This window comes from Cyclobacterium xiamenense, from assembly GCF_009467825.1.
Lineage (GTDB): Bacteria > Bacteroidota > Bacteroidia > Cytophagales > Cyclobacteriaceae > Cyclobacterium > Cyclobacterium xiamenense.
In genome coordinates this window covers 41,225-62,662 of record NZ_WIOK01000029.1, presented here as the reverse complement: position 1 = coordinate 62,662, position 21,438 = coordinate 41,225, and the positions used below count along the sequence as shown (strand labels likewise).

The 21,438-nt window shown below is 50.4% G+C and carries 18 protein-coding genes; 10 read left to right on the top strand and 8 right to left on the bottom strand.

Annotated elements, in window-relative coordinates; genetic code table 11:
* Positions 1 to 615: 615 nt before the first annotated feature.
* Positions 616 to 1,959: a tetratricopeptide repeat protein gene (locus GCU44_RS18500; RefSeq protein WP_154858481.1), complete on the bottom strand. Its 1,344-nt coding sequence runs from the start codon at positions 1,957 to 1,959 to the stop codon at positions 616 to 618.
* Between the two features lie 408 nt (positions 1,960 to 2,367).
* On the bottom strand, positions 2,368 to 4,677 hold the full coding sequence (locus tag GCU44_RS18495) for a hypothetical protein (RefSeq protein WP_154858480.1): 2,310 nt from the start codon (positions 4,675 to 4,677) through the stop codon (positions 2,368 to 2,370).
* A gap of 173 nt (positions 4,678 to 4,850) precedes the next feature.
* Here GCU44_RS18495 and GCU44_RS18490 point away from each other — a divergent pair, with 173 nt between their 5' ends.
* Positions 4,851 to 6,041: a cation:proton antiporter gene (locus GCU44_RS18490; RefSeq protein WP_154858478.1), complete on the top strand. Its 1,191-nt coding sequence runs from the start codon at positions 4,851 to 4,853 to the stop codon at positions 6,039 to 6,041.
* Between the two features lie 31 nt (positions 6,042 to 6,072).
* Here GCU44_RS18490 and GCU44_RS18485 read toward each other — a convergent pair whose 3' ends face one another.
* On the bottom strand, positions 6,073 to 7,293 hold the full coding sequence (locus GCU44_RS18485; RefSeq protein WP_154858476.1) for a DSD1 family PLP-dependent enzyme: 1,221 nt from the start codon (positions 7,291 to 7,293) through the stop codon (positions 6,073 to 6,075).
* Between the two features lie 199 nt (positions 7,294 to 7,492).
* Between GCU44_RS18485 and GCU44_RS18480 the strand changes: the two genes are divergently transcribed.
* The 9 genes from GCU44_RS18480 to GCU44_RS18440 all read left to right on the top strand — a co-directional run bounded on the left by GCU44_RS18480 (position 7,493) and on the right by GCU44_RS18440 (position 14,741).
* On the top strand, positions 7,493 to 8,515 hold the full coding sequence (locus tag GCU44_RS18480; protein ID WP_154858474.1) for a quinone oxidoreductase family protein: 1,023 nt from the start codon (positions 7,493 to 7,495) through the stop codon (positions 8,513 to 8,515).
* A gap of 72 nt (positions 8,516 to 8,587) precedes the next feature.
* Positions 8,588 to 9,646, top strand: a complete 1,059-nt coding sequence (locus GCU44_RS18475) for a CNNM domain-containing protein (RefSeq protein ID WP_154858472.1) — start codon at positions 8,588 to 8,590, stop codon at positions 9,644 to 9,646.
* A gap of 110 nt (positions 9,647 to 9,756) precedes the next feature.
* The gene (locus GCU44_RS18470; RefSeq protein ID WP_154858470.1) at positions 9,757 to 10,266 is read left to right on the top strand and encodes a Crp/Fnr family transcriptional regulator; all 510 of its coding nucleotides are present in this window, start codon (positions 9,757 to 9,759) and stop codon (positions 10,264 to 10,266) included.
* 77 nt (positions 10,267 to 10,343) lie between these two features.
* The gene (locus GCU44_RS18465; protein WP_092172711.1) at positions 10,344 to 10,739 is read left to right on the top strand and encodes a VOC family protein; all 396 of its coding nucleotides are present in this window, start codon (positions 10,344 to 10,346) and stop codon (positions 10,737 to 10,739) included.
* A 46-nt stretch (positions 10,740 to 10,785) separates the two neighbouring features.
* Positions 10,786 to 11,232 (top strand): DUF4199 domain-containing protein, encoded by a 447-nt coding sequence (locus GCU44_RS18460; RefSeq protein WP_317175347.1) that lies wholly within the window; start codon positions 10,786 to 10,788, stop codon positions 11,230 to 11,232.
* 87 nt (positions 11,233 to 11,319) lie between these two features.
* Positions 11,320 to 12,621 (top strand): DUF2254 domain-containing protein, encoded by a 1,302-nt coding sequence (locus GCU44_RS18455; protein ID WP_154858468.1) that lies wholly within the window; start codon positions 11,320 to 11,322, stop codon positions 12,619 to 12,621.
* A gap of 98 nt (positions 12,622 to 12,719) precedes the next feature.
* Complete coding sequence (locus tag GCU44_RS18450) at positions 12,720 to 13,313, top strand: hypothetical protein (RefSeq protein ID WP_154858466.1); 594 nt, start codon at positions 12,720 to 12,722, stop codon at positions 13,311 to 13,313.
* A 2-nt stretch (positions 13,314 to 13,315) separates the two neighbouring features.
* Positions 13,316 to 13,927 (top strand): hypothetical protein, encoded by a 612-nt coding sequence (locus tag GCU44_RS18445; RefSeq protein ID WP_154858464.1) that lies wholly within the window; start codon positions 13,316 to 13,318, stop codon positions 13,925 to 13,927.
* Between the two features lie 337 nt (positions 13,928 to 14,264).
* Positions 14,265 to 14,741 carry a Dps family protein gene (locus GCU44_RS18440; protein WP_092170744.1) on the top strand — a complete coding sequence of 159 codons (477 nt, stop codon included), beginning with the start codon at positions 14,265 to 14,267 and terminating at the stop codon, positions 14,739 to 14,741.
* A gap of 1 nt (position 14,742) precedes the next feature.
* On the opposite strand, the gene GCU44_RS18435 is transcribed toward GCU44_RS18440, so the two are convergent.
* From GCU44_RS18435 to GCU44_RS23230, 5 genes are all read right to left on the bottom strand, one after another.
* Positions 14,743 to 16,230, bottom strand: coding sequence for a DUF1501 domain-containing protein (locus GCU44_RS18435; RefSeq protein ID WP_154858462.1), 1,488 nt, complete (start codon positions 16,228 to 16,230; stop codon positions 14,743 to 14,745).
* Between the two features lie 2 nt (positions 16,231 to 16,232).
* Positions 16,233 to 19,439, bottom strand: a complete 3,207-nt coding sequence (locus GCU44_RS18430) for a DUF1553 domain-containing protein (protein ID WP_154858460.1) — start codon at positions 19,437 to 19,439, stop codon at positions 16,233 to 16,235.
* Between the two features lie 246 nt (positions 19,440 to 19,685).
* Positions 19,686 to 20,402, bottom strand: a complete 717-nt coding sequence (locus GCU44_RS18425) for a DUF4412 domain-containing protein (protein WP_154858458.1) — start codon at positions 20,400 to 20,402, stop codon at positions 19,686 to 19,688.
* A gap of 190 nt (positions 20,403 to 20,592) precedes the next feature.
* Positions 20,593 to 21,093 carry a pyridoxamine 5'-phosphate oxidase family protein gene (locus tag GCU44_RS18420; RefSeq protein WP_092172705.1) on the bottom strand — a complete coding sequence of 167 codons (501 nt, stop codon included), beginning with the start codon at positions 21,091 to 21,093 and terminating at the stop codon, positions 20,593 to 20,595.
* Positions 21,094 to 21,253: 160 nt separating this feature from the next.
* On the bottom strand, positions 21,254 to 21,438 hold a 185-nt coding region (locus GCU44_RS23230), incomplete at its 5' end, for a hypothetical protein (protein ID WP_206670856.1).

Sequence of the window (21,438 nt, the reverse complement as noted above, 5' to 3'; positions counted from 1 at the left end):
TGCTTTCAGTAAACCTTACGGATCCCCTTCTATGTCCTTCTATGCTCTTATATGGTTCAATCCCTTTTTGTGCGGTCATTTTTTTAAACCATATACCGCATATAAGCGAATCCGAACTAGCTTCCGATGCTAGCACAATTCCTACATGCTGTCCTGTGAATTGTTTCAGCGCTCTTGTTCGTACCCCCTTCTATGTCCTTCTATGCTCTTCTATGGTTCAATCCCTTTTTGTTCTGTCATTTTTTGGAACCATATACCGCATATAAGCGATACCGAACTAGCTTCCGATGCTTGCACAATTCCTACATGCTGTCCTGTGGATTGTTTCAGCGCTCTTGTTTGTACCCCCTTCTGTGTCCTTCTATGCCCTTCTATGGTTCAATCCTTTTTGTTCTGTCATTTTTTTGAACCATATACCGCATATAAGCGATACCGAACTAGCTTCCGATGCTAGCACAATTCCTACATGCTGTCCTGTGAATTATTTCAGCGCTCTTGTTCGTACCCCCTTCTATGCCCGTATGTATTTTTCCATGTTCTGGTGCGATTACCTGCTTTGGGGCCAAAAGCCGGCGCTCCCAGCGAGGGCAATTGCCAGGCGAATGGATTTGGTAGCTATTCGTTGAAAAAAGAGGTTTCATTGGTGCCGCCATGCTGCAGGTTCTCCAAGCGCTGATCCAAGGCATTGGAAGTTTCCGGTTCATTATTTCTGGCGTAAATCTCCTTAAGCGCAGTGAGCGTCTCAACGCTATTTGGATTGATCCTCTCCGCCTTCTGGAAATAGGGAAGCGCGGTGTCGAAGGCGGCGAATACCTCGGCTTCCAGGGCTTCGTATTTCTCCATACCCGCCGGGCTACTGTCTGAGGACAGTTCACTGAGTGCCATGGTCAGGGAAGCAGCGCGGTTGTAGTACAGGGTACCGGTGCTATACAGGGCATCGAAATTGGTTGGATCTTTTTCCAGGGTTTGCTTGTAATAGGTGAAGGCTTGGTCGAAGTAATCGCTGGCCTGGTCACTGTTTCCAGCACTGGATTCGCGCTGGTACAAATTATCGTATACGCCACCCAGGGTGAGGTAGAGTGTCGGATTGTCTGGTTCTCGGGTAATGGCCGTTTTCAATTTATCAATGAGTTCATCGAGTCGGTTTTGCTTCAGGAAGTGATTGATCTCGGCAAACAGCAGGGATACTTCCCCGGGGTATTTTTCCCGACCGGCCTTCAGGTACCGATAGGCAGTTTCCAGGTCGGCGTCTTCGCCGTTGGCATGGACGGTATACAAGGCTTCATAGATAGCTGGATTATCGTAATTCGCCTGGTAGAGCTCTTCAAAGAGCGGCCTGGCCGCCTCGGGCATGTCGTTTTTCAGGGCCGCCATGCCGGTGACGTATTTATGGCCCATCAGGTTGAGGGCATCATCCAAAACGCTGAACCGGCCTTCTTTCTTCAGGATTTCATGGGCGGCCAGAGCCGAGGAGAAGTTGAGATAACTCGATCCGTAGTCCTGGACTTCGAAGGCGTAGATCCCAAAGTTGTACAGGTGGGCTTGCGCTACTTGGATACCATTTAACGCATCGCTGAGAAGATACGCAGGTGAGTTTATGGCTTGCGCATGCTTTTCCACAGCCGTTGTCAAGGCGTTAAATGCCTTGACCGCTACCCGGTCTACCTGCGGAAGTTCTTCTAGAGAACCGAAGCCGGTCTGTTTCACAGTTACGATCTGTGTCGCCAGCAAGTTTAATATCTCCCCTTTTAACACGTAAAAAGCCGGATCGGAAACATCTTCACCACTAGGGTCCGGCAAAATGGCCGCTACTGCTTCTTTAAGCTTGGCTTTAGAAGCGTTAGGATCGACTTGGTATTCGGTCAGCGCTCGCTTAGCTGCTCTCACATCTGCCTGCTGCGCCTGTACGGATACGGCAAGCAAACCAAGGGCAAGCATTCCTACGATTATTTTATTCATGGTCGTTTATCGTTAGGTGATCAGGAAATGGGAGTTTTGTTCGTAAAAAACCAAATCAGCACAAGTGAATAGCTACTCAGTAAGTTAGGAAATATTTCTTTTAAAAACTGTCAAAAGCTTTATTCTTCGTATTGCTGGAATTTTTAATGGACTCCGGTGCCCCTATGATCCGCGCGCCTTGGTTTCTGTACATTTCGTTGAAACCTGGCAACCAGGCACGGTTGTCCGCTACCTAACGAAATGGCGAGGAAATGTAGGGCTCGGCACCAGGGAAAAGCACCGATCAAGGCGGAGGCTATCGTGGTTCAAAACTACTAAAAGGTGCGACATGGACCTAAGGCGTACTGGTTCTGGAATGTAGTGGGTATGAGCGCTTAGCAGGGCTATTCCTGAAAGGTCTAACACCCGCTATTCCCGGCTGGCACCCATCGGTAGCGCGGCTGCTTGTACCGCCAGCGCATCCAACAAATGTTCGCAGTTGATTATTTTTTCCAGCAAGTCCTGTGGCAGGTAATAGTACTGATTGGAGGCCTCAAATCCGATGCGGGAATCTGCACGGGCCAGGGAATACAGCTGCAGGGCACTGTGAATCTCCATTTCCAATAAGTTTCGCATATGCAGGTAGACAAAATGATTGGGCGAGCGCCGCCATTGCTCCCGAAGCAATAGAAAACGGCCCTGCTGTGCCACCGACAGAACGTGCAGGTAGGCGGCTTTTGCCAGGATAAAATCTTCGGCAAGTTTCTCTTTCTGCTCATCGGTGGAGGGCAGGGCAGCCGCCTCTCCCAGCAAATCCAGTCCTTTTTTCCAACCCAGGGCTACTTTTTCAAATTGACTTACCAACACCTCCGGGGGATAGGGTCCCGACCATCCGGCCAGGTCGTCGTAGGGAAAACCCACCATGGTGGAGGCATAGCCGGTAGGTTCCAGAAAAAGCAGGTTGGCGGGGCCGTATTGTTGGGGCGCGTTGTAGACGACCTTTTGGTGGTAGGGAAATTGCTGAAAGGCATCGCTAAACGCCGTCCAGGCTTTACGGACAAGGGGTACACGCTGCCTGCCATAGCGTTCCCAAGCCAGCTCGTCCAGAGCCTGCTCCACGGTGGCGTTGGGGTTTTGGGAAAATTTATGGGCAATTTCCAGGTTTGGCGAAGGATAGGAACCCAGCGTCCAGCTCAGCATGTACCCGTCCACTCCGGCCCGATTGAGGTTGGCAGCGTGATGGGCCACCAGGTCCATCACCGGTAGCCAGGGGAGTGCGGAGAGCTCCCAGGAACTGTTAAACTGCACCTTGGCCACCGTACTCAAGCCCCGTTCTTTGGCTGCGGCCCAGTGGTCCAGGGCGCGGGGCCCGGGTCCCACGGCCGATAGGGAATACTCGGAAACGCGTGTTTCAATCCCCCCTCGTTCGATGGGAAGGCCCCATTCGCTAACGGACATAAGCTCGACATCCCTGGGTAGTTCGGCAATCACGTCCCGAGCCGGACCGTGGCCGTTCCATCCCCAATCCCAGGCAATGACGCGCGCCGAAGGTTTGGCCCGGTGCACCCCATCGGCGATCAGCCGATTTACCTCGGCGATAATGTGGGCATAGGGGCGTTTGCTGCACCGGGCGCAGGCGGCCTTTCCCCCATGGGAGGCACAATTGGTCAGGTTTTCGGAAGCCGTGATGGTAAAAACACCACCGAGTTCCGGTACCTGTTCAAAAACATGGGTCAGCGACTGACTGATCCAGTTTTGCACCTGTTTGTTGCTGGTGCAGAGGGTGGTCAATCCCTGCTTACTGATCCCGGCCATATCCGGTCGGGAGGCAAAAAAACGGGCGGGCATCGCCCGGGGCTCGTTGATGTAGAGGTAGATGGAAATCCCGTATTTTTGGGCACGACGGGCGATTGCCTGAAGATTTGCCAGGCGCTCGGAGGAACGATCGCCGAATTCCGGAAAGTCGGGTCCACCGGGTGCCAATTGGTTCAACACCACGTGTAGCCAGACCCCATTGACGCCCTTTGCTGCCAGCTTTTGCAAAAGCCCGTCGGGGAAAGGGTCGCTTTGGGGGTCCAGGAGTGGATCTCCGAATACCCCGAAATAAGAATAAATCAACCGAAGTCCGCTCTGGGAAGAGCGGGTGGTTTCCGAATCCTGTGCTGTCGAGGCGACTTCGCTCAGTTGCTCAATAAAGGCAAAGCGGGGCTCTTCGGGCAGGGGATTATGGATATGACCGTCCAGCAGGGCATAGATTTGGGCCGCTTTTTCCCAAGCTTCTGCGGAAGGTTGGGAGTACAGCAAGCGTTCCACCCGGGGTTTTAGCCGGCCAAACTTATGGAAGAGAAAGTCGTCTTCCTGAAGGGCAAATTCCAGTTCTTTTTCCGACATCCCGGTAAGCTCTAGTAGTTGCTCATAGGGCAATAAATGCCAATTTCTTCGAAGTAGGCTGATGTATAGCTGCCGGGAATATGCTGGAAAAAGGGCCTTTTTCTCCTCCAGTCCCATGGCCTGGGCAATATCGCGGACTTGCCAGCTTTCGCAATGCAGCAGGGCGGCCATTCTTTCCGCAGAGATCAGGTTCCAGTTTCGCCAGACAAAGGTGAAAAGGCGATCGGGAAAATGGTCAAAGGTAAGGGCCGGGGGGTGGCTACCGCGCGGTAACCTGGATTGGGTAGCGCCGGGGTAAGGCAGGCTGAGCAAGGTAACGATCAGGAAAAATCCTAGTATAGGTTTCATGGGAAACGGCGCGTCTTTCGTAGCTCAAAGTAATGAAAATTCTCCGATCCGGAAAGGAAGGTTTTTTGTTTGGCTTTGTTTGTTGTATTTTTAGCAATAACCATGAAATAGTTGATTGGGCAGTTTCGCTAGCGTAGCGAAATCGCTCGTTAGTCGATTCAAAAAACGGATACATGACCCTACCAATTATTATTGCATTGTGTGTTTTAATGCTCTCGGCCTACTTTTTTGATATTACGGCCGCGAAAACGAAAATACCTCCCGTTGTTTTGTTGTTTGCGCTGGGTTGGGCGGTGAATCAGCTTGCAGAGGTTTTCTGGCTGGAAATCCCCGACCTTTCGAACGTGTTGCCCTTTCTCGGAACCATCGGCTTGATTTTGATCGTATTGGAGGGGTCGCTGGAGTTGGATTTTGACCAATCCAAGTTTTCGTTTGTGGGGCGAACCGTGCTTATCGCCATTTTACCGGTCTTGGGACTGAGTTTTTTGTTTGCTTTTGCCTTTATGCAATTTGCTGATATCAGCTTAAAGGTGGGACTGATCAATGCAATTCCCATTGCCATCATCAGCAGTGCGATCGCCATCCCCTCGGTGAGTAACCTCTCGGCAAAAAACAAGGAATTTGTGACCTATGAAAGCAGTCTCTCAGATATTTTTGGCGTGATCTTTTTTAATTTTCTGCTGGAAAACGAACGGATCGGAGCGGGATCCATTGGGTTTTTTCTGGGAGAAATCGTGCTTATTTTGATTATCACCTTCTTTGCAAGCATCATTTTGGCCTTTTTGTTAAGCAGAATCAAGCATCCGGTCAAGTTTGCGCCGATTATCCTGGTGATTGTCTTGATTTTTGCCGTTTCCGAGCTTTACCACCTGCCGGCCTTGATTTTTATCTTGTTGTTCGGTTTGTTTATTGGCAACCTGGTCCAACTCCGGCATTTGGTGGTGATAAGAAACCTGCACACAAAGAGTTTTAAAAAGGAGATCAAGAAATTCAAAGAGCTGACACTCGAACTGACCTTTTTGATTCGAACCTTGTTTTTTCTTGTGTTTGGTTTTCTGATCGATACCCGGGAGTTGATCAACACGGAAACCCTGATTTGGTCGGTTTCCATCGTGTTGGGTATTTTTCTAGTGCGAGGCTTGGTGTTAAAAGTATTTAAGATTAAACTGTTGCCCTTGATTTTCATTGCGCCGCGGGGCTTGGTGACCATTCTGCTTTACCTGAGCATACCTGGCGGAGCGGCCATCGCCCTGGTCAACGATTCCCTGATCATTCAGGTGATTATCCTTTCCTCGCTAGCCATGATGCTGGGCATGTTGACGGCCAAACCCAAACCTGCCGAATCCACGGTTGGGACTGCTTGAGGTTTTTGGTTTGGCCGAAAGGTTGCGGTTTTTAGCGGGACATGCCCCGAGCCAATACCGGCAGGACCATTTCCACTTTCCCCCTGCGGATGCCGTAGATGCGATCGTACAGGTTAATGGCCGGGTCGCAGTGGGGAACGATCACTTCCAATCGATCGCCTACCTTGTAGTCCCGGTTCGCTTCGGAGTAGGTGACGGTACCGTATTCATCCGATCCGGCGTTGTAGGTAAATCCCGGCTCACCGATCACAATGCCGCTGGGTTTGTTGATGGTAAGGGCCTTGGCGCCCGAGTCGGTGATCAGCCGGCCGGGATAGTTGGTATTGATGACGGTGGTCATGACCGTCAGCGAAGGGTCGAAATGATCGTATAGCTCCTCGTTTTCTTCGCTCCCGATGGCCATGTACTGGGCATCCATAAACAAATAACTGCCTACCTGCACATCCGTAAAGCCGGGCACGTCCCCCATCATGTCGTAGGTGCCTGTGCCCGCGCCGCTGAAGATCTCCACGTTTAGACCGGATTTTACCATGCTTTCGTAGGTTGCCACCACCGGTTCGAAGGTTTGATCGGTGCGTGCTTTTCGGGCAGCGTAGCCTTTGACGTGTTGGGCGCCTCCGTCGTAGGCCAGAATGCCCATAAAGCGCAGGTTGGGGGAGCGGTCGATTTGCTGCGCCAATTCCAGCGCGGGCAGGCCCGTACGGACGCCCGACCGTTTGATAACGTCCAGGTCCACGACCACCTCGGCGATGATACCGGCGGCTTTGGCGGCATCCTGCAGGTCTTGTGCATTTACCGGATTATCGACCGCCTGGATAAATCCGGGGTATTTTTTTCGCAGGGCCATGGCTTTCTTAATTTTGACCGGGCTTACGTTTACCCCGGTCATCAGTACCTGCGAGATGCCGTTTTCCAGCATGATTTCCGATTCCGAAAGCTTTGCTGCGCAAACACCAACAGCCCCGGCATCCAGTTGCATCTGCGCCAATGCGGGGCATTTGTGTGTCTTGATGTGCGGGCGGACCCCAATTCCGCTACCCGCTAGTTTATCGTGCACTTTTTTGAGGTTTTTTTCCATGACCTCTAGTTCCAGGCAGAGGGAAGGGGTTTCGAGTTCCCATTTCGAGAGTCCGATTTCATCGGATGCAAGCGTGGGATAGTTGCCGGCTGTACCCTTACCGGGCAGCAACAAAGCCGTACCAGCCATACCGGTATACTGAAGAAATTTTCTGCGGTTGAGTCGATGTGTCATGTTTCGTGGTTTTCGTGCAGCTAAAAATAACGATTATCGCTGAATCTGTCCCGGTTATTTCCTGCATACGTGCAGGAAATAGCGAAATAAATCGTCCTGGGTCGACGAAAATTTGCTGGAAAGGGAGTGGAACGGGAAGACCTACGGTTTTCTCTCATGGAAAAATACCCTATATTGATGCAATTAATCGTTGATTTTTATGCGACAACTAGCGATAATCCATTATGGAACTGCAGAGGAGGCCTTTCGTCTTCAGGAAGGAGACGATCCCAAGCCCCTGGAATTTGAGGTATTGGTGGAGGTGGAAGGTTTTGGCCTGAATTATGCGGATGTAATGGCGCGGAATGGGTTATACAAGGAGGCGCCGAAAATTCCCTTTGTTCCCGGCTACGAAGTGGTGGGCAAGGTGGTGGACAGGGGTTCCGAAGTACCGGATGCTGTCGTCGGGAAGCGGGTAGTGGCATTTACCCGTTTTGGCGGCTACGCCGACCGAGCCCTTGCGGATTATCGGGGGTTGGCGCTTATTCCGGAAGCCATGCCGGCAGGAGAAGCCTGTGCACTGGCTACGCAATACTGCACGGCCTATTTCATGAGCAATTACCTGAGCCGCCTGCATGCTGGAGACATAGCCCTGATCCACGCTTGCGCAGGTGGAGTTGGAACAGCGCTTACGCAATTGTGCCAATTGCAGGGCGTGCGGGTAGTAGGCCTTTGCAGCACGGACGAAAAAGTGGCCTACCTGAAAAAAATGGGGGTGGAATGGCCAATCAATTACCATAAGGAAGATTATACGGAAGCGGTGGAAAAGAAATTTGGAAAGCGAAAACTAGACGTTATTTTTAATTCCGTTGCAGGAAAAAGTACCAAACGTGACCTAAATTTGCTGGCTCCTGGTGGGCGACTGTTTTGTTACGGTGGGGCGGCCAGATCGGGCCAGAAAAGTAAGCTGGTATACGACCTGGCTTTTTTGCTGAAAACCGGGTTTCTAAGTCCACTTTTCATGATGATGAATTCCCAGGGGCTGATTGGCGTGAACATGCTCCGGGTGGCGGACCAGCGAATAGAAATCATCGGTGCGTGTTTGCATGCGCTTATCGGCATGTGGAAGAAGAATGACATTCGACCCCAAGTGGGAGCCAGCTTTTCTGCCAGCGATATTGTAGCAGCCCACCGGTTGCTGGAATCTGGCAAAAGTACGGGGAAGGTGTACGTGCATTGGTAGCTGCTGGTCTCGCCTTGGAGCCCTACCGTCTAGCCCGTAAGAATACGGGTTTTAACAATTAAATGAAACCAGATGTTTCTATTGTTTGCTTATTTGTTTTTGGCCATTGGGGTTTCTTTCGTGTGTTCGGCATTGGAAGCATCCCTGTTGAGTATTACGCCCTCCTACATCGAATCCCTCAAACAGGCCGGGAAGACGTATGGAACGGAATTGGAAAAATTAAAGTCAAACGTGGACCGGCCCTTGGCTGCCATATTAAGTTACAATACCATTGCGCATACGGTGGGTGCGGCGGGAGTGGGGGCACAGGCAACCAAACTATTTGGAGAAGCTTACTTTGGTGTCATTTCAGCGGTATTGACCTTGGCGATTTTGGTTTTATCCGAAATTTTTCCAAAGTCCCTGGGAGCTACCTATTGGAAACAGCTGGCGCCCTTTATTGGAAAGATGCTAAATTTCATGATCCTTTCCATTTATCCCCTGGTCAAAATGTCCGAGTGGATGACCCGTTTTTTTAAAAACGAGGAGGAAAACAAGACCACACGGGAGGAAGTGGCAGCCCTGGCCAATATGGCGACTCGTGATGGCGTTTTTGAAGAAAACGAGTCAAAAATCATTTATAACCTGATTCGGTTTCGTTCGATTTTTGTGTATCATGTCATGACACCCCGGACGGTCACGGTGGCCTTGGAGGAAAATACGAGTTTAAAGGACTTCCTATTAGATACCAGCATCAAGAAGTTTTCCCGGATTCCCATTTATGAGGAGCGGATCGATCAGGTAACGGGCTATATTTTGAAATACGATGTGCTGGAAAAACTCGCTCAGGACCAATTTGGCTACGTGCTGAAGGACTTGAAACGCAAGATCCTGGTCGTACAAACCGATGATCCCATTCCGGAGGTATTGGAAATACTGATGCAAGCCCGGGAGCACCTGGCCATGGTTACCGATGAATACGGGGGCCTCGCAGGTATTGTGACCATGGAGGATATTTTGGAAACGCTATTGGGGTTGGAAATTCAGGATGAAACGGACGGCGTAACCGATATGCAGGAGTTGGCCAGAAATCAGTGGAAAGAGCGGGCGTTGAAAATGGGTTTGTTTCCGCCAGGAGAAAACATCGATTGAGTCATGGCAACGAACCTTTATCACTCGCCCGGGGCAAACGGAAAAGCCCCTCAGTTTTTAGTAGCAGATTTTTACAAAAGCCCTGGTCTTAGTGCCGCTGCGCTGAGCGAATTGCTGGGGTTCACGCCTATCAGGAATTTAAAAAAGGTACGCTGTTATTGCAGGAGGGACAGCGTGCGGATGCCTATTATTGCCTGGACGCAGGAATGATCCGGTCCTTTGCCACCAATCCTTCTGGAAATGCGATCACCACCGGATTTACCTGTCCGGGGCAGATCGCCATCGAGGTAGCCTCTCTTTTTTTGGGCCTCCCTACGGAAGAAAACATGCAAGCCCTTACCGATTGCCGGGTGTGGAAAATCAGTTTGGAAGCATTCCAGGTTTTGTTCAATGAGATACCGGCCTTTGCGACTTGGGGTAGGGATTGGATGACCCAGGCACTCCTCACCCATAAGTTGCGGGCCTTGCGGATGATTACGGAGACGGCCCCGGAGCGCTACCTGCGGCTGCAGGAAGAGCAACCGGAGATCCTAAAGGTAGCGCCGTTGAAGTACATCGCCTCGTACCTTGGGATTACAGACAGCTCTCTCAGTAGAATCCGGAAGGAAATACGTGGATAGGTCGGATTTCTTGTCTTAGGACAAGAAGAATTGCCGTACAATCCGCTAACTTGCTCGAAATCAAACGAACCAACCCAATGGCACGAAACACGAATCCTGTTAACTGGTTTGAAATCTATGTGGAAGACATGGAACGAGCCAGAAAATTTTATGCAACGGTACTGGCCGAAACGATGTCGGACATGGCCGTTCCGGAAAGCCCCGAAAGCGGAGACATGCACATGGTTGCCTTCCCCTGGGTCGAAGACGCATCAAACGCCGCCGGAGCCCTGGTAAAGTCTCCGGATATGAAACCCGGTGCCGGAGGTACCTTGGTGTATTTTACCTGTGAGGATTGTTCCATTGAGGAAAAAAGAGTACCAACAGCCGGGGGTAAGGTGGTGCAAGCAAAATTTCCCATTGGGGAACACGGTTTTTGCTCCATTTGCATGGATACCGAGGGCAATGTCTTTGGCCTCCATTCGACAAAATAGCCCGAAACCAATGAAAAAATACCGCATTGAAATAAAATGGTGACTTATCTTTGCGCTTATGGGCCTCCTGTGGATGGGCCTGGAACGAATCATAGGCCTGCACGATGTGCACCTGGACAAGCACCCCATTTATACCAATTTTATCGCCATTCCAGCTATTACCATCTATGTGTTGGGGCTGCTGGAAAAAAGAAAAAAGGAGTATGGCGGCAAGATGAGTTATGGGCAGGGGTTTAAAGCCGGATTTTTCATCACGTTGGTGGTAACCCTATTGACCCCACTGACGCTATGGCTGACCCTTTCGGTCATCACACCTGATTTTTTGAACAACGCGAAAGATTTCGCTATTGAATCCGGCAAAATGGCCCAGGAAGAGGCGGAAACCTATTTCAGTAAGGAAAATTACCTGGTTCAAGGCATCGTTGGTGCGCCCATCATGGGAATTTTGACCACTGCGATCGTGGCAGCGTTTACACGGAAACGCGAAAAGTAGCCGGTACCGTAGTACCGAAGCAAAGATCCCCGTAGGAATTGATCCGTTAATTGAATACCTTAGAAAAGGATAATTCTTAACGCGCGTATGAAAAAACTATTGTTTTGGTGGTCTGAACTTACATCTACTTTTTGGTTTATTCCCGTTTTCATTATTTTTATCGGAATCGTTTTGGCTGTATCGCTGGTATATGTAGACAGTTACTCCGGATTTGATCCAAGTGGTGGAGTGGAATTTTTTTTTCCGGGAAGTCCCGACGCTGCTAAAAACATCCTGACGACCATTGCTGCAGCCATGATAGGGGTAGCGGGTACGGTGTTTTCGATTACGCTCGTGGCCCTAACGCTAGCCAGTAGCCAGTTTGGCCCCCGACTGGTAAAAAATTTCATGTACGATCGAATCAATCAAACCGTACTGGGAACCTATGTTTCCTTGTTTATTTACTGTTTGATTGTTTTAAATACGGTAAAAGATACGGGCAACTTGCAGTTTATTCCGCTATTTTCGGTGGCTTTTGCCTTGATGATGGCGATTGCCAATATCGTTTTGCTCATTGTATTTATTCACCATGTGGCAACCAGCATACAGGCGGATTATATCATCGGCAATATCTCCGCAAAACTGTTTCGTAACCTGACCCACTTGTTTCCCCAGGAAATGGGTAAGGAACCGGATCAACATGTACCCAATCCCGAAAAGGAAAAAAGTAACTACGCCACCTCTCAAGTTTTGGAATGTGGCTTCGATGGGTATTTGCAGTACATAGACAGTGATAAATTGATGGAGGAGGCCAGAAAGCAGGAGGTTTTCATAGAGTTATTTCACCGTCCCGGGAGTTACCTGGTAAAAAGCCTCGAACTGGCTAAGGTATACTCCAATAAAGCCCTGGATAAAGAAGCAATGAGCCGGCTGCGGCAGCATTTTTTGGGGGGAAAAACTAGAACCCCACAGCAGGACGCCGAACATGCCATTCACCAAATGGTTGAGATTGCAGCAAGAGCACTTTCCCCTGGCATAAACGATCCCTATACCGCCATCTCCTGCATCGACAACCTCATTAGCAGCCTGGCCTACCTGACACAGGTCAAGTTTCCCACTGCGTACCGGTTGGACAAAGAAGGAACTTTGAGGATTAAAGCCGACATCCTTACCTTCGAAGGGATGATGGATGCCGCCTTCAACGCCATCCGGCAGTATGCCAAAGACAGTCCATCCGTCATCATCCGTCTCATGGAGGCCATGGTTACGCTCAGCAAATTTGCAGAAACTCCAGAACAAAAGCAGCCGATAAAAAAACATGCTGAGATGATCTGGAATCAGGGCAAAAAATATTTCGATGAAGAAAACGATCTCAAAGACCTGGAAAAACGCTATCAAAAAATAGCTTAGCGGCTGGTTTTCTTATCACCGAAGTATTTCGTAATTTTGTGTCCCAAATCGATTGTAAGCAGCCCTGGTGCCGGGGATGGATTGGAACTGGAAATTACATGCATACCCTATTTACTTTTCTCACATTCTTGAAAAGCCGGCTGTTTTTGCTGTTGCTTTGGGCAGGACTTAGTGCTACCGGTGTTCAGGCGCAGCAGTATACCCTAGGCACACAGGCCGGACTATTCACGTCCATCGATTATGGACGGTATGCGTCCGCCCGTTTGGGCTTTTTTACTGGTTTGAGCTTCGATTACCGGTTTCCGGGAAAGCTTTCCTTGGGGTCCCATTACCAGTTTGGCACATTTTCCTACGCTCCAAATCAAGGCGGGCAAATGGGATTGCCGGAAAATTCCTCCGTGCAGGTACACCTCATTTATTGGACCTTTCAAAGGCATTTTTCGTTGGGTGGGGATTGGAACCTGGCGGTGGGAACCGGCCCGGGATTTTTCCTGGCGAGGTACCCGGACGAGCGGGATGGACAGACCGGGCTACCGGTTTTTAGCCGGGATTTTAGCATGCCCTTATTGCTCAACCTTTCCAAACCCTTAGGCAATTTCGGAACGGTCGGCGTGAAATCGGGATTGTTTTTTACGCCGTTTTATGCCATTGGGGGTTTCCATTTTGGGCCCGAAATTCGCTTTCGCTTTTAAAGATGACCTACAAAACAATCGTTTTATTTGTACTGATGCTTGTCCTGGGTTCTGCCTTGCATGCTCAGGAGTTGGAGGCCCGGCTAGGCCTGGGATCTTTTCATCTGAACCGGGATTATGGCTACGAAAGGCCGGCAGTGGGATGGTATGTTTCGATGGGTCTTACATACGATTATACGCCGGAATGGACCATGGGTACGGTATTTAACCGTTCGTTCAATGTATACTTTCGGGAATCCCTGGCAGATACCCCCTTATTGATCGGAAATTTTCCCACAAGGGGAGAGGTCATTTCGGATCACTTTTCCTTTGTCCTTAGCAGAAATATTCCTTTCCCCTTCGGTTTGAAGGGACAAATTGGTTTGGGTATGGGGCTGGCCATAGACGAGAACCGCTATTACCAGCCACTCTTTTTTGACGAGGAGCAGGGAGCTTACCGGGGAGTTAACCTGGTTGAACAATACCAGGTAGGACTGATTTTTCCCGGTCAAATCGCGGTGCGCAAGGCCTTGGGTGAACGCTGGCACCTGGGACTGCAGGCAGGTGTTTTTCTGGATCAGCGCTTTCGCATGCGGAGCAGCTTTTGGGGACCTGAACTGAGCTATCGATTTTAATACTACCCATCATTCACATAGCTGTCAGGTTTTGCTGATAATCCGCCAACAACAAACGTTGCTTGATGAATCCTAACTGGCTTTTTTCTGCTTCACTCCTAAAAAATATCGGAACCATTTATACCCGCTATGGTTTAATTCGTGGCAAAGAACGGTAAGCGCTACTTTTACCCTTGAATGGAGCTAGCGCTCGGCTGCCCGGCAGGCCAAAAACAGGGCCAGCGAAGGACAAAATCGTCCGGATTTATTTTCCTTTGGGATTATAGTCTGGATGAAATGGGTTAAATTTAACGGTAAATTAAAAGAGAATATTTATCCACATACATTCGATCAAAACATGGAAAATTTAAACGCAATCGGCCTGGACATCAAGCGCTCGGAAGAGTTGGCCCATAAGTTAAACGTACTATTGGCCAATTATTCCATCTTCTACCAGAACACCCGGGGTTACCACTGGAACATCAAAGGGGATAAGTTTTTTGAATTGCATTTAAAATTTGAAGAGCTGTATACCGATCTGCAGGTAAAGATTGACGATATCGCCGAACGCATCCTGACGTTGGGGCACGCTCCCCAACACCAGTACTCCAAATACCAGGAGAGCTCGGCGATAACGGAAAGCCAGGAAGTAACCGATGGCATGAAAGCGGTTGAAAACATACTGGCCTCTATGAAAAGTATCATTACCCTGCAGCGGGAATTATTGGACCTGTCCGGTGAAATTGGAGATGAGGGTACCAATGCCCTGATGAGCGATTACATCCGGGAACAGGAAAAACTGGTTTGGATGTATTCCGCCTTCTTGAAGAAATAACTCAAGTAAAGAGTTCATGCACCACGCTTCCGGCCACATCCGTGAGTCGGAAGCGCCTTCCCTGGTGTTTAAAGATCAACTGTTCGTGGTCCACGCCAAACAGGTGCATGAGGCTGGCGTGAAAGTCGTGCACGTGTACCGGGTCCTGAACCACGTTATAGCCAAATTCGTCCGTGACACCAAAGGAGAAGCCGGGTTTTACACCTGCTCCCGCCATCCACATGGTAAAACACCGGGGGTGGTGATCCCTGCCGTAGTTGTCTTCGGTAAGCGTTCCCTGGCTGTAAACCGTTCGTCCAAACTCTCCCCCCCAAACTACCAGGGTATCTTCCAGGAGTCCTCGTTGCTTCAGGTCCTTGATCAAGGCAGCGGTAGCCTGATCGGTTTTTGCGCATTGGTTGCGGATGGCTCCCGGAAGGTTGCCGTGCTGGTCCCAGCCCTGATGGTAGAGCTGCACAAAGCGTACGTCTTTTTCTATGAGTTTTCGGGCAAGCAAGCAATTGGCGGCGTAAGTGCCCGGATCCCGGCTGTCTTCACCGTACAGGTCAAATACCCAATCTGGTTCATCGGAAAGATCCGTCACTTCGGGAACGGAGCTTTGCATGCGGAAGGCCATTTCGTACTGGGCAATACGGGCATTGATCTCCGGATCGCCATAGGTGTCAAATTGCAGGCCGTTTAGCTCTTTGAGGTAGTCCAGCATCTGTTTTCGGTCTTCGCCCTCGTAATTCTCCGGATTTCCCAAATACAGTACCGGATCTTTTCCAGAGCGAAATTGCACGCCTTGATGCTGGGAGGGAAGGAAGCCATTGCCCCAAAGCCGGGCATAGAGGGGTTGGTCACGGACCGCATTTTTGGATACCAGGACAACAAAGCCCGGTAGGTTTTGATTTTCCGAGCCCAGGCCGTAGGACATCCAGGCGCCCGTGGAGGGTCTGCCGGGTAGTTGGTGGCCCGTTTGCATGAAGGTAATGGCCGGATCGTGGTTGATCTGCTCGGTAATCATGGACTTGATGAAGCAGAGTTCGTCCACCACTTCGGCCGTGTAGGGCATGAGTTCGCTTACCCAAGCCCGGCTTTTTCCGTACTGCTTAAATTCAAAGGCGGATTGTGCAATGGGGAAGATACTTTGGTTGGCACTCATACCGGTCAGTCGCTGTTCCCCCCGAATCGATGGAGGAAGGTCCTGACCCTGCATGCGTTGCAAGGTGGGTTTGTAATCGTACAAGTCCAATTGGGAGGGGCCGCCACTTTGAAACAAGTAAATGATACGTTTCGCTTTGGGGGTATGGTGGGGCAGACCGGGAAGGCCACCGCTTTTGGAAAGGCTTTTTGCCATCAGGCCCTCTTGGGAAAAGAGCGAACCCAGGGCAAGGGCGCCCATTCCCATGGCGGTTTTGGAAAGGAAATCCCTGCGGTCCATTTTCTTTTCCAACTCGTGGAGGTCCGGTATATGCGAAAAGCGGTATTTATCTGAATGATGACACATAGTTATCGTTTGGTAATGGTCGCGTCGGAATTAAGGATGGCACTTGCCACCACGGAATTGGCTGCCCAGGGAAGCGGGTCGGGTTTATCCGGGATGGGGTAGGATCCGGTAGCCAACCAACCCTTCATCTTTTCCGGGTTTTTTGAAAAGGAGCGCATTTCTTGCTCCCGCAGGCCCAGTAATACGCCGAGCTCCTGTGCGGATGGAAACCTGCCGGTAAGCTTTCGGAATGCATCCTGTATGCCTTTTTCCGGGTCGGAATGCCGGGTAATCCGTGCACCCATCACTTTGGAAATTTCTACATAAATTGGATCGTTCATCAATACCAGGGCTTGCAGGGGCGTGTTCGTTTCCTGCCTTCGGATGGTAGACTCCGATCGTTCCGGCGAATCGAATATGTGCAGGGTAGGGTGTGGAACGGACCGTTTCCACAGGGTGTAAAGGCTGCGCCGAAACAGGTTTTCGCCCGTGTCTTCGGTATATTGGCCACCGTTTACCGACCACAAGCCCTCGGGCTGGTACGGTTTTACGCTGGGTCCCCCAATACGTTTGCCTAACATGCCGCTGGCCAGGAGGGCGTTGTCCCGAATCATTTCTCCGGGCATGCGGCCCGAGGGCCCTCGGGCTAGCCAGGTATTGTCCGGGTCTTTTTCGAGCAATTCCGGCGAGGTGAGCGAGGCCTGTTGGTAGGTCTCGGAAAGCACAATCATTCTTTGCAGGTTTTTTACGTCCCATCCGGATTCCCGAAAAGTCACGGCTAGCCAGTCGAGCAACTCCGGATGGCTGGGCATTTCTCCCTGATTGCCGAAATCCGAGGCGGTAGCGACCAGTCCCTTGCCAAAAAACTGCTGCCAGAGACGGTTGACGGCTACTCGGGCGGTAAGGGGGTGCCGCTCGTCCAGGAGCCATTTGGCCAACCCCAGCCGGTTTTTTTCGTAGGCATCCGCCATGGGAAGTACCGCTTCGGGTGTTCCCGGATGTACTTCCTCTCCATGGGCATGGTATTCCCCCCGTTCCAGTACATACGTAGGTCGCTTCGGTTCCATTTCATCCATGACCATGACCTCCTGTAGGGGCTCTACCGTAGCCGAGTGTTCCATTCGGGCAGTTGTTAAGGCCTTGAACTGCTTTTGGTAAGCCGAGGAGCGATTGTGCCAGTAAAAGGACTCCAGCGCGGTTCGTTGTTCCGGGGTCAAGGCATCAGGAGACGTACGGCGTAGCTCCTCCAGAAGGTCGGGTTGCAGCCAGTCTCTGATTTCCAGTTGGGATAATTCCTTGTCGAAAACCGTTAGCTCGTCGGCTGCGGCGCCTTTTAGCCCTTTGCCTCGCCACACGGCACCGATTTGAATGCCGGGCTCTTTGTCCCGGCCAAATAGGATGTCTTTGTATAGATTGTCCCGAACGGGCTCGCTGGCCATTAGCTTCCCATTCAGGTAGGTCTTGATGCCGGCAGCCGTGGAGGAGCCATCGTAGGTCATTAGCAGGTGGATCCAAGTATCTCTCGGGACTCCTTCCAGCGTCACGTTGCTGATTACGTTGTAGGGAGCCGTATGGGCCAGGATCATTTCCAGCTTGTTGTCTTTCAGATACAAATGATAGCCCCGTCGGTTATAGAGGACGGCGCCGTCGCCTGTATGAAAGATGGCGCCGTTTTCCAATTCTTCCGGAATAGTGACCCAAAGTCCTACACTAAAGGGCTGGTCTTTGGAAAAACTCCCGACACCTCCCATTTTTAGCCAGGCATCCCCATTGAGCGCGGCTGCCTTGCCCCGGTACCCGTCCACCAATGGGGGCTGTTTGCTCCTCTCGCCGATGCTTTCCATGATGCCCGTAACGGAGGGGTTGACCCGGTCTCTCAGGGGGAGCTCGTCAAAGTCAAAGTGTGCAACCAAGGAGGCGGCCGGGCGGTAAAAGCGGGTTTCTTTGTATCCCAGATTGTTTACCCAGGCGTCAAACTCCGCCTTTTCCACCTGTTTGATGGAGTCAAGTGCTTCTTCGGCCTCATCGATGTTATTTTTCAATAGTGCTAGTAATGCGTCCTTTTCATCATCCGTCCAAAGCATGGTGGGGACCGGCATGGCGTTGTCCCAGGAAATCTGCCCTGCTTCGTCCACCTGATTGAAAAAACTGCTGAGTTGAAAATATTCTTTTTGGCTGATTGGGTCGTATTTGTGGTCGTGGCAGCGGGCACATTCCAGACTCAGCGCCATGATGGCCTTCCCCAGCGTATTCGTACGGTCTGCGACGTATTCTACCCGAAACTCTTCCTGCACGATACCCCCCTCCATGTTTTGGGGGTGGATACGATTAAAAGCCGTGGCCAGTAATTGGTTTTTTGAAGGGTTGGGAAGCAGGTCGCCGGCCAGCTGTTCGGTGATAAACCGATCGTACCCCTTATTTTGGTTGTAGGCATCAATCACCCAATCCCGCCAGGGCGACATGTCCCGGTACCGATCCACCGTATAGCCATGGGTATCGGCAAAGCGGGCCAGGTCCATCCAGTGCATGGCCATTTGCTCCCCGTAATGCGGTGAGGCCAATAACCGATCCACTTGCTTTTCCCAGGCCTGCTCGGAGTCGTCCGCCAGGAAGGCATCCATTTCTTCCAGTGTAGGCGGCAGCCCGGTGAGGTCGAGGCTAAGCCTACGCAGCAGCAGTTCCTTGGAGGCCCTGGAGCTGGGCGCCAGTTGATTTTCTTCCAATTTTTTGGCGACAAAGCGATCGATGGGCTGCTGAGACCAATCGGTAAATGCCGACTGTGGTGCTTCGGGCTTTTTTGGGGGAATAAAGGCCCAATGTTTTTTGTATTCAGCCCCGGACTCAATCCATCGAATCAGAATGGCCTTGTCTCGGTCACTGAGTTGGAGGTGGGATTCCGGTGTAGGCATTTGGTAGGCGGCATCCTCGGATAGGATGCGTTGCACGAGTTCGCTTTTTCCCGGCTTTCCGGGCTTGATGGGGGTTTTGCCACTTTCCTCAGAAGGGGTGAAGGCTGCTTCGGCCAGGTCCAGGCGAACACCTCCCTGCCGGGCGGCTTCGTCGGGTCCATGACAGGAGAAGCAATTGTCCGAAAGAATAGGTTTTACATGAATGTTAAAATCCAGTTGTTCCGGTAGCTCGTCCATGGCCATTTCCACGCTTTCCGGAAGGTTTGGGGCGCAGCTGAATACCAGCAAAAGAACTACGGGGAAGAGGCAACGAAGCAACATTGGTTTTTTACGGCTATCCATTAATACAAAGATAAAAATAACGGAATTTTTACCCAAAACAGCCTCTTTCATAAAATAATACATCCGTTGTTAGTATGATTCGCAGCACGAAATGCTTTCGTCGGGAGTAAAGACGCGTTGATGCCGATCTCGGATGCAGTTTCAGGGATATTTTAGGTGTCGGTTGTGCGGATGGGTTGGAAAATGATCGCTAGTGCTTGGGTTGCGTATTCTGGGGAATACCACCTATTCAATTGCAGACAGTGTATGCCCTTCTCTGCTAAAGACCGATTTGTCTAAGGTCTTCCGGAAATTCGCCAGGCGAATGGCTACGTTTGCTTTGCCTTTTTTACTTGTCAGTTTCATTTCCAATGGAAGTCCGTCGACGCCGAACTGTTCAAATTGTTCCAGTTCTTTTTGCGATTTGCCCACACCGATGGCCTGGTAACTCAACAGCTGCGGCATGGAGAGTGGAATTTCGTTAGTCACCCAAAGCTCCGCGTTATAGTCACTGCTTTCTGCAAGCACTTTTCTACAGCGATAACCTTCAATCATTTTGGAATCTCCCGAAGGGTCTTTCCCCGGTTGAACAGTATTGCTGTTGGGTTGGAAGGCATGGCGCATTGCGGGCCAATAGTGGTCATTCATGGGCAAGATATAACCACCTTTTTTGCCCTGCATCTCAAAAAGGCCAGTGATGGTCGAATCTGCAGCATTGATCACCATCCGCATATCCGGCTGATTTTTTCCGGCATGAATTAGGATTGCGGTCTCCTGGATACCGAAAAAATAGGAAATGGTATCGCTGCGGGTGGTACCATTGGGATATTCCTGACTGGCGATGAAATCAAAGCTTCCGAGGAATGTCCCTGCGGGTAGTTCGTGCGAACCCGGCGTCCTGGAAAAGATCAGCCAGCTTGACAGGAAGGCAAGGGTAAGGGAAAAAGGACAGAGGCTAGCCATATTTTTGCGAGGATCAGGTAGTGATTTAAAAATAATAAAACAACCACAGATTGCAAAAATTAAAAGCAAAAAATTAAAACAGGAACGGCAGGATGATTGGTAAATCAGGAATCCTTCCAAATATTCATCTGGAGGCGCCGTCTACAAAACCCCCTGGGTATACACGTAGCGATTAGAGGAATTGGTACCGCTATTCCTTGCCAAACTTCTCATGCTTACCCAGATTAGGGGTAGTCGCTGGTTTTATAGTGGCTTTCGCGAGTTCGAAAATTTGAACCAAGGTGTTGTTTTTCGAATCCCAGTGTTCGCCTTTGCTGATTTTAATTTCTAACATTGCCAGGTCGGGATCGTCTTTTCCGTTTTCAAACCAGGCAGCGACCCAGGGATTCCAATACCTATCGATCAGTTCCTTGTTCTGCGTAACACAGCCCTTTCCTGTCAACGATACGTACACGTTGTCTTTTGGATTACTAAAGGTCAGGCAGACGTCGGTATCGTTTACGATTTCAAAGGCCTTCGCATCGCTCTTGGACGTGTAAAAAAACAAGGTGCCATCGTAGGCATCCTGTACAAGGCTCATGGGACGTCCCCTCATGCCTCCGCTATCTTCGGTTGTTTTGGTAACGAGCATCCCCACCTTAATGGGTTTTATCAGCTCCCAAATTAATTTTTTGTGTTCTGGACTAGACATATCCGTTGTTTCTTTTTTAAGGTTCAATCAATGCCAGAGGACGGATCTACCTTCCTCCCTGGCAATTTTTCAATTCCCCTAAAAGAGAGCAAAACACATTCCAAAAATAAAGTTAAACTTCAAGGGGGAAAATCAGCCTCACCTGGGAAACAGGCATTCATTAAAAAAAGCTTGCTGCAGGCCAGGTGCACAGCAACAAAAAAAATGTACACCGAGCATTTTCTTGACGGCTGGGGCTTCCCGAAGCGGCGCTCTGGCTCCCCTTCTTCGGGATAAACTTCTCGCCCAGTCCTGAAAGTTGTAAAAACAAAAAAAAACTTGCTCCGAAGAACAAGTTTTCTGTTT

What these genes read in the sequence shown, in the direction of transcription:
- GCU44_RS18440 (WP_092170744.1), top strand. Translation starts at nt 14,265, where the DNA reads ATGGAAAATTTAAACGCAATCGGCCTGGACATCAAGCGCTCGGAAGAG.
- GCU44_RS18445 (WP_154858464.1), top strand. Translation starts at nt 13,316, where the DNA reads ATGACCTACAAAACAATCGTTTTATTTGTACTGATGCTTGTCCTGGGT.
- GCU44_RS18475 (WP_154858472.1), top strand. Translation starts at nt 8,588, where the DNA reads ATGTTTCTATTGTTTGCTTATTTGTTTTTGGCCATTGGGGTTTCTTTC.
- GCU44_RS18425 (WP_154858458.1), bottom strand. Translation starts at nt 20,402, where the DNA reads ATGGCTAGCCTCTGTCCTTTTTCCCTTACCCTTGCCTTCCTGTCAAGC.
- GCU44_RS18490 (WP_154858478.1), top strand. Translation starts at nt 4,851, where the DNA reads ATGACCCTACCAATTATTATTGCATTGTGTGTTTTAATGCTCTCGGCC.
- GCU44_RS18435 (WP_154858462.1), bottom strand. Translation starts at nt 16,230, where the DNA reads ATGTGTCATCATTCAGATAAATACCGCTTTTCGCATATACCGGACCTC.
- GCU44_RS18455 (WP_154858468.1), top strand. Translation starts at nt 11,320, where the DNA reads ATGAAAAAACTATTGTTTTGGTGGTCTGAACTTACATCTACTTTTTGG.
- GCU44_RS18480 (WP_154858474.1), top strand. Translation starts at nt 7,493, where the DNA reads ATGCGACAACTAGCGATAATCCATTATGGAACTGCAGAGGAGGCCTTT.
- GCU44_RS18495 (WP_154858480.1), bottom strand. Translation starts at nt 4,677, where the DNA reads ATGAAACCTATACTAGGATTTTTCCTGATCGTTACCTTGCTCAGCCTG.
- GCU44_RS18500 (WP_154858481.1), bottom strand. Translation starts at nt 1,959, where the DNA reads ATGAATAAAATAATCGTAGGAATGCTTGCCCTTGGTTTGCTTGCCGTA.
- GCU44_RS18450 (WP_154858466.1), top strand. Translation starts at nt 12,720, where the DNA reads ATGCATACCCTATTTACTTTTCTCACATTCTTGAAAAGCCGGCTGTTT.
- GCU44_RS18485 (WP_154858476.1), bottom strand. Translation starts at nt 7,293, where the DNA reads ATGACACATCGACTCAACCGCAGAAAATTTCTTCAGTATACCGGTATG.
- GCU44_RS18465 (WP_092172711.1), top strand. Translation starts at nt 10,344, where the DNA reads ATGGCACGAAACACGAATCCTGTTAACTGGTTTGAAATCTATGTGGAA.
- GCU44_RS18420 (WP_092172705.1), bottom strand. Translation starts at nt 21,093, where the DNA reads ATGTCTAGTCCAGAACACAAAAAATTAATTTGGGAGCTGATAAAACCC.
- GCU44_RS18430 (WP_154858460.1), bottom strand. Translation starts at nt 19,439, where the DNA reads ATGTTGCTTCGTTGCCTCTTCCCCGTAGTTCTTTTGCTGGTATTCAGC.